This is a genomic window from Streptomyces sp. NPDC094147, from assembly GCF_044764265.1.
Lineage (GTDB): Bacteria > Actinomycetota > Actinomycetes > Streptomycetales > Streptomycetaceae > Streptomyces.
Window position 1 is genome coordinate 125,052 of record NZ_JBIWHT010000003.1, and the last position, 13,177, is coordinate 138,228.

A 13,177-nucleotide genomic window follows, 5' to 3' on the forward strand; every position below is an offset into this window, starting at 1 on the left:
CCGCGGCGACTCCGGCATGACCGCGATCGAGTTCGTGCTGCTGACCCCGGTGCTCTTCTTCATGATCTTCGCGACCGTGCAGTTCGGCCTGTACTTCTTCGCGGACCATGTGGCGCAGGCCGCGGCCCAGGCGGGGGCCCGCAAGGCGCGGGCCATGGCCGACGAGCAGCCCGGTGCCTGGCGCGGCGAGGCCCGCGACCAGGCCTCCAGCTACATCCAGCAGCTCGGCCCGCAGCTCGTGCTCGCTCCCGATGTGAAGGCGGTCGAGCCCAAGGCGAACACGGTGGGCGTGGAGATCACGGGCAAGGTGCCGACGGTCTTCCCCGGCCTGCACCTGACGGTGCACGCGCGGTCGCAGGGACCGGTCGAACGATTCGTACGCGAGGGGGCGAACTGATGGGTGCGCAGCCGGTACGCACCGGGCGGCGGCGAGCGTCCGGCCGCGGCGCGGTGACCCGGTTCGCCGACGCGGTACGCCGCCGCGCCGCGGCCGCACCGGTCCGGGGCTCCCTCCGCCACCACGGCGACCGCGGCCTGTCCACCATCGAGGTGGTCATCCTCGCCCCGGTGATCATCCTGTTCATCCTGGTCCTGGTGGCGTTCGGCCAACTCGTTGACGGGCGGGGCGCGGTGGACAGCGCGGCCCGGGACGCGGCACGGGCCGGCTCCATCCAGAAGGACCACGGCACGGCGCTGTCCGAGGCGAAGGCGGCGGCGGAGGCCGATCTGGCGGACGTCTGCTCCGGCCCGGTGAGCGTCCGGCAGACCAGTGCGGGCTGGGCCGACGCCGAGTTCTTCACCGTCGAGGTCAGCTGCCGGATCCGCGGTCTGGCGATGCTCGGACTGGACGTCCCGAAGACCCTGACCGGCACGTCGACCTCGCCGCTCGACCCGTTCAAGAGGAAGACGGCATGAGGGTGCTGCGGAACACGGACGGGCCCGGGGCGGCCCTGCGCTCCTGGATCGCGGCGCGGCGCACGCGGCTCGACGACCGGGGCTCGGGCGCGGCCGCCGTCATCATCTTCGCGATCGTCTTCCTCGGCCTCGCCGCCTTCGTCATCGACGGCGGCCTGTCCATCTCCAAGCGGGAGCGCGCGGCGGACATCGCCGAACAGGCCGCGCGCTATGCGGCCCAGGACATCGACAAGGAAGCCCTGTACGACGGCTCCGGGGCCGGGGCGCCGATCCGGTACGAGAACTGCGGCGCCCGCGTGAAGTCCTTCGCACGGGCCTCCGGGCTCTCCGGGTCGGACATCGCGGCCTCCCGCTGCCTGGCGGGCAACGCCCAACAGGTCGAGGTGGAGATCCAGTTGACGTACAAGCCCGTGTTCACCGGGTTCTTCTACGGCGGCGAGGTCGTCGTGCACGGCCGGTCCGTGGCGAAGAACGAGGTGGGCTGAGGTGACCCCTTTTTCCCTTACGGAGGTAGGACCCCCTGATGCGTAACCACAAGGCCACGACGGCCGCAGCCGCCCTGGCGGCCGCGGGCGCGCTTCTGCTCACCGGGTGCGGTGGGGGCTCGGAGGGGGCCAAGGACCCGAAGAAGATCGCGGGCTCGGACAACGGGTCGGCCTCTGCCACGCCGTCGGCCTCGGCGTCCCCCGCGGGTGCGGACGCCGCGAACCGGCCGAAGGTGACGCTGCCCGCGGGCAACGTGCTGCTCTTCGACCCGGAGCAGACCGGCGATCCGGTGAAGGACGCGATCCTCCGTGACAACGCTGAGTACCTGAAGGCCATCGATGAGGCGATCGACAAGCAGGACCCGAAGAGCAAGAACGTGGCGTACTACTCCGTGGACGCGGCTCTGATTGGCGACGCGCAGTGGATCGGCGGATTCATCCAGGACGGCACCACAGTCACCGGTACGGTCCGCTACTTCAACCGCCAGGTCACCCTCGACAAGGACGGGTCAGCCGGACTCACCTACTGCGGTGACGAGACCAAAGGATTCACGAAAGACCGGAAGACCGGCAAGGTCAACGTCACCCCGCCGGACAAGGATTCGTACATCTCGTACGTGACGCGGTTGCGCAAGAACGACAAGGGCGTCTGGCAGACCACCAGGGAGCGTTCCCAGCGAGGAGACCAGAAGTGCCAGCCGTGACGCGTGTAGCGAAGGCCGTCGCTCTTCCGATGCTCACTGCGGCGCTGATCGTGCTGCAGGCCTCTTCCGCCTGGGCGGGACAGGGTAATTCGAAGACGTCCGGCCGCAACGACGCGACCGCCCAGAACGACAACGGCCAGATCAAGGCCGGTGTGTCCAAGGCGACGACGTCCGGGGACACCAAGCAGTCGGGTACGAAGCCGAGCGGTGACCTGACGTCGAGCGACAGCAACTGGACGCCGCCCGCCTGCTGGTACGAGCCCACGTACTCGCCGAAGGAAATGGAGGGCATGGTCGCGAAGTGGCGTGACATCAAGATCTTCGGCATCGGCGACTTCATCGGTGACATCTACGACTCGCAGTACAAGACCGGCGACCCCGCGAAGGGCGGCTACAAGAACTACAACCTCGACCAAGAGGGCAAGGGGATGTTCTGGGCCGCGGTGGTGAACCCCAACCGCAAGGACGACCCCGAGGCCTCGAAGTGCGACAGGTTCCCGTTCTGGGTGGAGAACGGGAAGACGCCGGACGTCCCCCTCGCCGTCAACGCCAAGATCCTCGGTGAATACGCGTCCGACTCCATAGCGCTGCCCTCGACCGTGGTGTCGATGGCGCCGAGCGGTACCTCCACAGTCAACCTGCCGACCTGGATCTGGGCCTCGGGGAACAAGTTCACCGAGAAGAAGGTGACCGCCTCCCTGGCCGGCATCTCCTCCACCGCCACGGCCAAGCCGGTCGCCCTGCACATCGAACCGGGCACGTCCGACGCCACCGTTTTCCCGGCGTCCGGCGACTGCCCGATCAACGGCGACGGCAGCATCGGTGAGCCGTTCGCGGCAGGCAAGGCCGGGCAGACCCCGGCGTGCGGCGTGACGTACCAGCGCCCCGGGGCGTACTCGTTCAAGGCGAGCATCACCTGGAAGGTCAGCTGGTCCGCCACGAACGGCGAGGGCGGTGCACTGCCCGACAGCATCTTCACCACGCCGCCCCAGGACGTGAAGGTCCAGGAAATCCAGTCCATCAACCGCTAGTGAACGAAGGGGAGCTGTGGGTTTCGCCCCCAGTTCTCCGCACTGCGCCAGCAGGCCCGCTCATTCCCTTACGGAGGTAGGACCCCCTGATGCGTAACCACAAGGCCACGACGGCCGCAGCCGCCCTGGCGGCCGCGGGCGCGCTTCTGCTCACCGGGTGCGGTGGGGATTCGAAGGGGGCCGACTCCAAGAAGATCGCCGGGTCGGACAGCGGCTCCTCCTCCGCGAGCCCTTCGGCGCCGGCTCCGGCCGCCGTGGCGGATCGGCCGAAGATCGCGATGCCCTCGGACGTGAAGCACGTGTACGAGGGCGGCAAGACCGGTGACCCGGTCAAGGACGCGGTCCTCGCGGACAACGCGCAGAACCTGGAGGCGATCGATGCGGCGATCACCGGCGACCAGACGTCCGCCGAGCCGGCCCTGAAGTTCTACAACAAGGACAAGGCGCTGATCGCCGTGTCCGCGTACATCAAGCCCTTCTACGACGAGGGCCGCAGCTTCGTCGGCACCACGCGCTACTACCAGCGTCAGGTCACGGTCAAGGACACGACGGCGACCCTGAGCTACTGCGCCGACGCGACCCAGACGTATCCGAAGGACCGCAAGACCGGAAAGGTGGACCGATCCGTCGCCGGGTCGGCCTCCGACTACACCTTCTTCACCGAGCAACTGCAGAAGAACGACAAGGGTGTCTGGCAGTCCGTCGGCATCACCTCGGGACCTGGAGCGAAGAAGTGCATGTGATGGGGCGGACCGGGTTTCGCAGGTCGTCAGCTGTCGCTCTGGCCCTGGTGGCGGCGGCCGTTCCGTCCACGGCGTACGCAGGTGGCGGCAAGGGCGGCAGCGGCAACCAGGTGGGCGGCGTCAACGCCGGATCCGGCGAGGGCAAAATCTCGATCGAGACCAAGGTCGTCCCGAAGCCCACTGGTGGAGCCAACAAGGCCGATTCCGGTGACAACGGTTCGCTGACCCCGGCAAACAGCAACTGGACGCCGCCGGCCTGCTGGTACGAGCCCGCTTTCACGCCCAAAGAACTGCAGGCCAACGTCGGCAAATGGCGCGACTTCAAATTCCTCGGGATCGGCGACATGATCGGCGACCTGCTCGACCGGAAGTACAAGACGGGCGACCCTGCGGAGAAGGGCTACAAGAACTACAACCTCGACCAAGAGGGCAAGGGGATGTTCTGGGCGGCGGTCGTGAACCCGAACCGCAAGGACGACCCGGCAGCCAACTCCTGCAACGAGATGCCGTTCTGGGTGCCCAATGGCACCACGCCGCCGGACCCCAAGGCGTTGACTCCCAAGACGCTGGCCGAGTACGCCTATGACGAGCTTGAGCTGCCGTCCCCGAACGTCACCACGGCGCCCAACGGCACGTCGACGGTGAATCTCCCCACCTGGGTCTGGTCGACAGACGCCAATTTCACGAAGAAGTCGGTGACCGCCAGCCTCCCCGGCTCCGGTCTGTCCGCCACCACCACCGCCGAACCGGTCTCGGTGCACATCGACCCGGGCACGAGTGACGCACAGGTCTTCCCGGGCTCAGGCAACTGCACGATCAGCCAGGGCCGAGTCGGTGAGCCGTTCGCGGCCGGCAAGGCGGACCAGGATCCGCCGTGCGGCGTGAAGTACCTGCGGCCGGGGGCGTACTCCCTCAAGGCCACGGTTACTTGGAGGATCAGCTGGTCGAGCAACGACGGCCAGGGCGGTGCGCTCCCGGACGGGATCTACGCCGGTAAGCCGCAGCCCGTGACCGTCCAAGAAATTCAGTCCATCAACCGTTAGCAAACGAGCGGGAGTTGGGGCGACCAGCTCCTGACCGCCCGCCAAGCCCACCCCCACAACCCCAGGACACCCGCCATGGCACGCACCCCCTCCCGCGCTACGGGTCCGGCGAATCGGACTCCGCGGCCGTTGCCGCGTCGTCGTACGCCCGGCGACTTCGCCAAGGCGTTCCTCGCGTTCGTCGCGCTGCTCGTGCTGCTGGCGGGGGTGCCGGGGGTGCTCGTGTGGTTCGTCGGGTGGCCGCTGCCGCATCGGATGCCGGCGCTGGACATGGTGCAGCAGCAGATCTCCGTGACCGTGTTCGTCAAGATCCTCACGCTGGTGGTGTGGCTGGCGTGGGCGCAGTTCACGGCCTGCGTGCTGGTGGAGGTCAAGGCGGCCGTGTCCGGGGTCGGGCTGCCTTCGCGGGTTCCCGGCGCAGGCCCCAGCCAGCTGCTCGCGCGCCAGCTCATCGCGGCGGTGCTGCTCATCACCGCCACCGCCGCCGGCTTCGCGCCGAGCTTCGGGCAGCAGGCGGAGGTCACGCACAAGCCGGCCGTCGCCGCGGCCCAGCAACTGCCGGGCCAGCAGCAGGCCGCGACCGTCGCCGAGGCGATGCAGCGGCAGGCGGCGGCGCAGGCGCATGCCGCGGTGGAGGCGCAGGGGCAGGACGGGGCCGAGGCGGGCGCCACCAAGTTCTACCGGATCCACCCGCCCGAGGGCCGTCACCACGACTCGCTGTGGGAGGTCGCCGAGCGGCACCTGGGAGACGGGCGGCGGTACCACGAGATCTACCAGCTCAACAAGGACCGGGTGCAGCCGGACGGCTCCAAGCTGTCCGAGGCCAGCCTGATCCGGCCGGGCTGGATCATGGAGATGCCGGCGGATGCCCACGGCGGCGATCTGGTCGAGGCACCCACCCAGGCACCAGCCCAGACACCCGCCCAGACGCCCAAGGTCTCGTCCGAACTCCAGCAGCAGATCGCCGAGTACAGCAAGTCCGGCGACCACGCCCGGCCGGCCCAGCAGGGCGGCGGGCCGCGGGCCGAGACGCCGGCCGCCCCCAGCTCCGTACCGGAGCGGAAGGCTCCGGCCCCGGCGGGGGAGCAGACCCCCGAGGCCGCCGCCCCCGCCTCCTCCGAGAGCGGGTTCGGGCTCTCCGACGCGCTCATCGGGGCGCCGCTGCTCGCCGCCGGTGTGCTCGGCGCGCTCGGCCGCCGGCGCCGGATGGCGCTGTGGCAGTCCGCGATGACGGCCGTCGCCGGGCGCCGTGGCATGGAGCCGCCGGTGCCCACCGGCGCCGACGCCGACGTCCACGACGCCCTGCTGGTCGGCGCCGACCCGGCGGCCGTACGGTTCCTCGACCGGGCGCTGCGGGGGCTCTCCGCGTCGCTCGAAGACGCGAACCGGTCACTGCCCGTCGTGTACGCCGCCTGGTTCACGGCCACCGAGCTGCACCTCCAGCTGGCCCAGCCGTCCGGCGAGCCGCCCGCTCCGTGGCGGCAGGGCCAGGACGGTGCCCTGTGGAGCCTGGACCGCACGGCCGTGTCCGACGACCACCCGGCGGCGGCGCTCGACGCGGTGGCGGCGCCGTACCCCGGTCTGGTCAGCCTCGGCACGCTCGACGGCGCCCGGCTGCTCCTCAACCTCGAAGCCGCCCCCGGCCCGGTCTCGCTCAGCGGCCACGGCGGCGCGCGCGCCGCCGTGCTCTCCTCGGTCGCCGCCGAGCTCGCCACCAACGGCTGGTCGGACCGGATGACCGTCACCGTCGTCGGTTTCGGCCGCGAACTCGGCGCCCTCGCGCCGACCCGGCTGCGCCACCTCGACTCCGTCGCGGTGCTCCTCGAAGACCTCGGCGCCGAGGTCCAGCAGCGCCGGGCCGCACTCGGAGCGGCCGGTCACGACTCGGTCCTCACCGGGCGTACCGGCCCCGCCCAGCACACCCGTTGGGCCCCGCACCTCGTGCTGATCGCCGACACCCCGAACGAGGCCGAGGCCGCCGCCCTCGCCGAACTGACCGCCGGTGCGAGCCGGTTGGGCATCGGATGCCTGGTCGGAGTCGAGGGCAGTGGCCAACTCCTGGGCGCTTCCTGGGAGTTGGAGGTCACCGAAGAGGGCCGCCTGGCCGCTCCGCTGCTCGGTCTGGAAGTCACCGCCCAGCTGCTCCCGGCCGCCGTGCACGACGCGGTCGTACGCCTCTTCGCCGCCGCCGACGCGACGTCTGGACCGGACGGCGACGACCCGGCGCCCGCGCCCCATGCCTTCCTGGTGGACATCACCGAGCAGGGCCGCCCCGCGGTCTACGCCCGGCTGGTCGGAACGTACGAGATCATCGGCCTCGAAGCGCCGGACGACGAGCGCAGCGCCCTGCTCCACGAGGCGCTCGCCCTGCTGCTCCTGCACCGCGAGGGCGTTCACCCGCTGGTCCTCGCCTCCGCGATGTGGCCGCGCGGGGTGACCGACGAGGTGCGGGACGCGCTCCTGGACCGGCTGCGGGAGTGGCTCGGCACCGACGAGGACGGCTCGCCCCGGCTGCGTACGGATGCCGGAGGCCGGCTCACCCTCGCCCGGTCCGTCGTCTCCGACCTCGATGTGCTGCGCTCGCTGCACTACGAGGCGACCGAGGGCTCCGGCGCCCGGCGCGCCTCGGTGCGCGAACGGCTGCTCACCGACGCCCTCGGCCTGGTGCGCGGCCCGCTGCTCGCCGACCGCGACGAGCGCCGCTACGGCTGGCTCGGCCACGAGATCATCGACACCCAACTGCCGCTCCTGGTGGCGGACGTGGCGCTCGCGCTCTGCTCCCACCACATGGAACGGGGCAGGGCGGAGGAGGCGATCGCGGCGCTGCGCACCGCGCTGGCGAGCTCGCCCTCGGACGAGCGGCTCTGGAACGAGATCCTGCGGACCACCCATGCGACCGGGGACACGGACCGGTTGCTCGCGCTGGTCGCCGAGCTCGCCGCCCGGAGCGGCCCGCGCGGTCTCCCGCCGCGCACCGAGGCCCTCCTCGACGAGCTGCTCCCGTCCTGGCGCGGTGGCACCGCCCCCGCAACCGCCGGCTGACCGGCACCCTGGTCCCGTGAACCTACTGCTGACTCTCGCCGCGGCCGGGTGGGGTGCCGCTGCCGGGCTGCTGATGGGGCGGCCCGTGCACCGCCTCTCCGTCGGACCGGACGAACCCTGGCGCACCGCCTGCCCGGCGGGGCATCCGTTCGGCGGGTGGCTGGGACTCGGCCGGTGCCGGGACTGCGACGGGGAGGCCGCCTTCGGCCGGCCGGTCGTCGGGGTGCTCCTCACCGCGCTCGCCTGCGCCGCGCCGGCCGCCGCCACCGGGCCCCGCCCCGAGGCGGCGGTCTGGCCGGTGCTCGCTCCGGTCGCCGTACTGCTGGCCCTCGTCGATCTCCGCGTGCACCGGCTCCCCGACGTCCTCACCCTCCCGCTCGCCGGTGCCGCCGCCGCGCTGCTCGGCCTCGCCGCCCTGCTGCCCGGACACGCCGGATCCTGGCCCACCGCGCTGCTCGGCGGGCTCGCGCTCGGCGGGGGGTACTTCGTGCTGTTCCTGATCAACCCGGCGGGCATGGGCTTCGGCGATGTGAAGCTCGCGGTCGGGCTCGGTGTCGCACTGGGGTGGTACGGCTGGGCGGTCCTGATGGCCGGGGCCCTGCTGGGGCTTGTCCTCGGCGCGGTGTACGGGATGGGGCTCGTCGCGCTCCGCCGGGCGAGCCGGAAAACCGCCATCCCGCTCGGGCCGTTCATGATCGCGGGAGCGTTCGGGGGGCTGCTGCTCGGGGGGCTGACCTCCTGACTCCCGGGTCCGGCACAGGAGGCCGAAGGCCCTGGCGTACGCTGGATCGGTCTGCCCAACCCCTATGAAAGGGACACCCCCGGTGACTGAGAAGGCCGATCTTCAGTCCGTTCTCGACCGCGCCGCTGAGGGTGGGCGGATCACCCCCGAGGAAGCGCTCGACCTGTACCGGTCCGCTCCGCTGCACGCGCTCGGCGCGGCCGCCGACGCCGTGCGCCGCCGCCGCTACGCCGGCACCGAGCACATCGCGACGTACATCATCGAGCGGAACATCAACTACACGAACGTCTGCGTGACGGCGTGCAAGTTCTGCGCCTTCTACGCCGCGCCCAAGGACACCGCCAAGGGCTGGACGCGGGATCTGGACGACATCCTGCGGCGCTGCGCCGAGACCGTCGAGCTGGGCGGCACCCAGATCATGTTCCAGGGCGGCCACCACCCCGACTTCGGCGTCGAGTACTACGAAGAGCACTTCGCGGCGATCAAGAAGGCGTACCCCCAGCTGGTCATCCACTCCCTCGGCGCCTCCGAGGTCGAGCACATGGCCCGCATCTCCAAGGTGTCGGTGGAAGAGGCCGTCTCGCGGATCCACGCCGCCGGGCTCGACTCCTTCGCCGGGGCCGGTGCCGAGCTGCTGCCCGAGCGGCCGCGCAAGGCGATCGCGCCGCTGAAGGAGTCCGGCGAGCGCTGGCTGGAGATCATGGAGACCGCCCACGGCCTGGGCGTCGAGTCCACCTCCACCATGCTCATGGGTACGGGTGAGACGAATGCCGAGCGCATCGAGCACCTGCGCATGATCCGCGACGTACAGGACCGCACGGGCGGCTTCCGCGCGTTCATCCCGTACACGTACCAGCCCGAGAACAACCACCTCAAGGGCCGCACCCAGGCGACCCTCTTCGAGTACCTGCGCATGATCGCCATCGCGCGGCTGTTCCTCGACAACGTCGCCCACATCCAGGGCTCCTGGCTGACCACCGGCAAGGAGGCCGGCCAGCTGTCGCTGCACTACGGTGCCGACGACCTCGGCTCGGTGATGCTGGAGGAGAACGTCGTCTCGTCGGCCGGGGCCAAGCACCGCTCCAACCTCATCGAGATGATCGACATGATCCGCAAGGCGGACCGGGTGCCGGCCCAGCGGGCCACCACCTACGAGCACCTCGTCGTGCACGACGACCCGGCGAACGACCCGGTCGACACCCGTGTCCAGTCGCACATCTCCTCGACCGCGATCGAGGGCGGCACCGCCCACCCGGAGCTGAAGCTCCTCGCCTCCAACTGAGGCTGTGTTTCTGACGTGTCGACGATTCACGCCGCCGATCTGGTGCTGCCCGGGGACTTCACGGAGATCCCGGGCGGCGCGGTACTGATCGACGGCGACCGGATCGCGATGATCGGGCCGTACGAGGACATGGCCGCCGAGCACCCCGCCGCCCGGGTCCGCCGCTGGCCCGGCGTGCTCACGCCCGGCCTGGTCAACCGGCACGGTACGGCCCTGCTTGAGCACACGTACTTCCCGGACGACCCCTTCGAGGCCGACGAACTGGGCACTGAACCGATCACCGGCGACGCGCTCGCCGCTCTCGCCCCGACCGCATCGCGCCGGGGCAACAGCGCCCGCCGCTGCACCCAGAAGCTCCTCGCCCGCGGAGTGGTCGCGGTCACCGGGCCGCTCACCACGCCGGCGGTGCGAACTGCCGTGCAGCGGGCGGGACTTGAGGTGCTGCCGGGCGGCGCGGGGGCCGGTCCGGCGACGCTCGACCCGTTCGCGGAGGGGGCCCCTTCGGATACCTTCCGGGCGCCGCTCGCCGTGGGCGGCCCGGCCCGGCTGGCCGTCTTCGACGTACCGGACGAGGCGGGTCTGGCCGCGCACGGCGCCTTGACCTGCGTCGCCACGGTGATCGGCGGGCGGCTCCTGCACCGGCGCCGCTGAAACCCGCGCGCTCAGTGTCCTGACAGGGCCGCCGCGAAAGCGCCCGGAGTCTGCGCTACCCCGCTGCAACTGTCCTGCGCCGCAGTCGAGTTCTTGCCGTGCGGGCACTTCTGGTCGCGCGAGGTCGTCCACATCGACAGCCAGCCGATGCCCTTCTGCGCGGCGAACTCCCGTACCCGGGCCGCGTCGTCGAGCGTGAACGTCTCGTTCTTGACGTCGTTGACGCCGATCATCGAGGTGAGTGCGAGGCTCTTCCAGGCGGCCTCGGGGGAGAGGCCCAAGGCCTTCTGCACCTGGTCGTGCGTGGCGGTCGCGGCCTGCACGGCGTAGTCGGCCATGTCACCGCCGAACGACGAACCGTAGCTCATGGTCATGATGTTGACGGTCGACACGTTCACGCCGTGCTTCTTGGCCGACTTGAGCAGCGCCGTACCGTCGCCGTCGAGCCCGGTCGGCATCACCGGCAGCGTGAACGTCACCTTCAGACCGCGCTCCTTCTGGAGCAGGGCGATGGCCTCGGCGCGTCGTACGACGGAGGCCGCGTCGGTGAGCGCGGGGCCCTCGATGTCGAAGTCGGCCTCGGTGGATTTGGCGGCGTCCAGCACCGAGCCGTAGGCGGCGGCCAGTTGGGCGGGCGTGTGGCAGGTGGCCGCGAGCTCCTTGCCGGCCTGGCCGCCGAAGGACACCCGCACCGCGGTGCCCTTCGACTTCAGCGCGGCTATGCGCGCCGCGACATCCCGGTCGCCGACGGGCGTCGTCCCGTCCCAGGCCGCCCGGCACGCGCCGCCCGCCGCGATGGCGAAGGCGAGGTTGTACGCGACCGGGGACCCGGCGCCGTCGGTGGCCGCGGCCGTCGTGGCGCTGACGTAGGGGGCGTACGGCATGGTCGAGGAGCCGCCCGAGCTCGCTCGGGGGGCGGGGCTCTGCGCCGTGTCGCCCGGTGCGGTGTCCGGTGCGGCGTCCGGGGTCGTGGAGCACCCCGCGCACGCCAGCGCGACCAGCGCGCCGAGCCCGGCGACGGGCCCTCTCAGGAAAATCCGCATTTCTTGTGCACCCGCTCTCGTGAAGTGTGCCGCGGCACGGGAGGCAAAATGTACGTGCCCTCCCTGTCAGGGCCGGACGGCCGGGCGTCCGGACCGTACTGCTTGAATGGGTGGGTGACCCGCGCATCCCTGGACAAGCAGCCGCACGAAGTCGCCTCGATGTTCGACGACGTCGCGGCGCACTACGACCTCACCAACGACGTGCTCTCCCTCGGGCAGGCCCGGCTGTGGCGCAAGGAGGTCGCGAAGGCGGTCGACGCGCGGCCCGCGCAGAAGGTGCTCGACCTCGCGGCCGGTACGGCCACCTCCTCGCAGCCCTTCGCCGCGGCCGGGGCGTACACCGTGCCCTGCGACTTCTCGCTCGGGATGCTCCGGGTCGGCAAGCAGCGCCACCCCCACATGCCGTTCACGGCGGGCGACGCGACGAAGCTGCCCTTCCGCGACGACACGTTCGACGCGGTGACGATCTCCTTCGGGCTGCGCAACGTCCAGGACACCGAGGGTGCGCTGCGGGAGATGTACCGGGTGACCAAGCCGGGCGGCCGGGTCGTGATCTGCGAGTTCTCGCAGCCGACGTGGAAGCCGTTCCGGACGGTGTACACGGAGTACTTGATGCGGGCGCTGCCGCCGGTGGCGACGGCGGTGTCGTCCAACCCGGAGGCGTACGTGTACCTCGCGGAGTCGATCCGGGCGTGGCCCGCGCAGGCTCCCCTCGCGGGGAAGCTGCGTCAGGCCGGGTGGTCGAGGGTGGCCTGGCGGAACCTCACCGGTGGGGTTGTCGCGCTGCACCGGGGCTTCAAGGCCTGAACCGGGGTAGGTGGGGGCGCCGCCCCCACACCCCCGCTCCTCGATCTCCGGAGGCTGATTTCTGCCGGCCGGGGCTGGATCAGTCGCCCAGATCCAGCCGGAAGCACACCGCCTCCACCCCCGAGACGGGGGACAGATACTTTCTTGACTGGGTCATGCCCAGGCGCTGTGTCACCGCCACCGACCTCGCGTTCAGCGGGTTCACCATCGCGACCACATGGTCGAGGTCGGTCGCGCGGATGCGGGCCAGGGCGGTTCTCGCCGCCGCCGTCGCATAGCCGCGGCCCCAGTGCGCGCGGCCCAGGCGCCAGCCGATCTCGATCTCGCCCGTCGGGCCCCAGTCGCGGGGCCAGGGCTGGGCGCCGGTGAAGCCGATGACCTCGTCGTCCTCGTCCAGCAACGTCCACAGGCAGAAGCCGTGTTCGGCGTCGTGCTTGCGCTGGCGGGCGGTCAGTTCCTCGTAGGCGGACACCTCCGCCGAGCTGCCGCCGAGGAACTCCATCACCTCCGGATCGTCGAACACCCGGTGCCAGGCGTACGCGTCCTCCTCGGTGGGCACGCGCAGTCGTACGGCGGGCAGGGACTTCTCTGACTCGGAGCTCATGGCGTGGGCAACCCTTCGCGATGTCGATCAACGGCCACCCATAGACTGCACATGTCCTGTGCTTCTCGGCACGCAAATTCGAGTC

Annotated in this window: 14 protein-coding genes; 12 read left to right on the top strand and 2 right to left on the bottom strand. The window is 71.0% G+C overall.

The features are described 5' to 3' along the window. Positions 1–16 precede the first annotated feature (16 nt). From ACIQ8J_RS07955 to ACIQ8J_RS08005, 11 genes are all read left to right on the top strand, one after another. Positions 17–397 (top strand): TadE family protein, encoded by a 381-nt coding sequence (locus ACIQ8J_RS07955; RefSeq protein ID WP_403268838.1) that lies wholly within the window; start codon positions 17–19, stop codon positions 395–397. Then, the gene (locus tag ACIQ8J_RS07960) at positions 397–915 is read left to right on the top strand and encodes a TadE/TadG family type IV pilus assembly protein (protein ID WP_403268099.1); all 519 of its coding nucleotides are present in this window, start codon (positions 397–399) and stop codon (positions 913–915) included. The genes ACIQ8J_RS07955 and ACIQ8J_RS07960 overlap by 1 nt, the downstream gene beginning before the upstream one ends. Further along, on the top strand, positions 912–1,400 hold the full coding sequence (locus tag ACIQ8J_RS07965; protein WP_403268101.1) for a TadE/TadG family type IV pilus assembly protein: 489 nt from the start codon (positions 912–914) through the stop codon (positions 1,398–1,400). The genes ACIQ8J_RS07960 and ACIQ8J_RS07965 overlap by 4 nt, the downstream gene beginning before the upstream one ends. Before the next feature lie 38 nt (positions 1,401–1,438). Next, positions 1,439–2,104 carry a hypothetical protein gene (locus ACIQ8J_RS07970; protein WP_403268103.1) on the top strand — a complete coding sequence of 222 codons (666 nt, stop codon included), beginning with the start codon at positions 1,439–1,441 and terminating at the stop codon, positions 2,102–2,104. Beyond that, a complete protein-coding gene (locus ACIQ8J_RS07975; protein WP_403268105.1) occupies positions 2,101–3,135 on the top strand; it encodes a hypothetical protein in 1,035 nt (344 codons plus the stop codon). Before ACIQ8J_RS07970 ends, ACIQ8J_RS07975 begins: the two co-directional genes overlap by 4 nt. A gap of 89 nt (positions 3,136–3,224) precedes the next feature. Continuing rightward, the gene (locus tag ACIQ8J_RS07980) at positions 3,225–3,878 is read left to right on the top strand and encodes a hypothetical protein (RefSeq protein WP_403268108.1); all 654 of its coding nucleotides are present in this window, start codon (positions 3,225–3,227) and stop codon (positions 3,876–3,878) included. A 47-nt stretch (positions 3,879–3,925) separates the two neighbouring features. After that, the gene (locus ACIQ8J_RS07985; protein ID WP_403607773.1) at positions 3,926–4,921 is read left to right on the top strand and encodes a hypothetical protein; all 996 of its coding nucleotides are present in this window, start codon (positions 3,926–3,928) and stop codon (positions 4,919–4,921) included. A 75-nt stretch (positions 4,922–4,996) separates the two neighbouring features. Then, on the top strand, positions 4,997–7,963 hold the full coding sequence (locus ACIQ8J_RS07990; protein ID WP_403268113.1) for a BTAD domain-containing putative transcriptional regulator: 2,967 nt from the start codon (positions 4,997–4,999) through the stop codon (positions 7,961–7,963). 16 nt (positions 7,964–7,979) lie between these two features. Then, the gene (locus ACIQ8J_RS07995; RefSeq protein ID WP_403268116.1) at positions 7,980–8,705 is read left to right on the top strand and encodes a prepilin peptidase; all 726 of its coding nucleotides are present in this window, start codon (positions 7,980–7,982) and stop codon (positions 8,703–8,705) included. Between the two features lie 82 nt (positions 8,706–8,787). After that, positions 8,788–9,987, top strand: a complete 1,200-nt coding sequence (gene mqnC / locus ACIQ8J_RS08000; protein WP_403268119.1) for a cyclic dehypoxanthinyl futalosine synthase — start codon at positions 8,788–8,790, stop codon at positions 9,985–9,987. 15 nt (positions 9,988–10,002) lie between these two features. Beyond that, positions 10,003–10,638, top strand: coding sequence for an imidazolonepropionase-like domain-containing protein (locus ACIQ8J_RS08005; RefSeq protein WP_403268122.1), 636 nt, complete (start codon positions 10,003–10,005; stop codon positions 10,636–10,638). Between the two features lie 11 nt (positions 10,639–10,649). Here ACIQ8J_RS08005 and ACIQ8J_RS08010 read toward each other — a convergent pair whose 3' ends face one another. Further along, positions 10,650–11,681: a chitinase gene (locus ACIQ8J_RS08010; RefSeq protein WP_403268125.1), complete on the bottom strand. Its 1,032-nt coding sequence runs from the start codon at positions 11,679–11,681 to the stop codon at positions 10,650–10,652. Between the two features lie 114 nt (positions 11,682–11,795). Here ACIQ8J_RS08010 and ACIQ8J_RS08015 point away from each other — a divergent pair, with 114 nt between their 5' ends. After that, positions 11,796–12,488 carry a demethylmenaquinone methyltransferase gene (locus ACIQ8J_RS08015; RefSeq protein ID WP_403268128.1) on the top strand — a complete coding sequence of 231 codons (693 nt, stop codon included), beginning with the start codon at positions 11,796–11,798 and terminating at the stop codon, positions 12,486–12,488. A gap of 79 nt (positions 12,489–12,567) precedes the next feature. Here ACIQ8J_RS08015 and ACIQ8J_RS08020 read toward each other — a convergent pair whose 3' ends face one another. Then, entirely contained in the window at positions 12,568–13,092 is a 525-nt protein-coding gene (locus ACIQ8J_RS08020) for a GNAT family N-acetyltransferase (protein WP_403268131.1), read from the bottom strand. Positions 13,093–13,177: the final 85 nt, after the last annotated feature.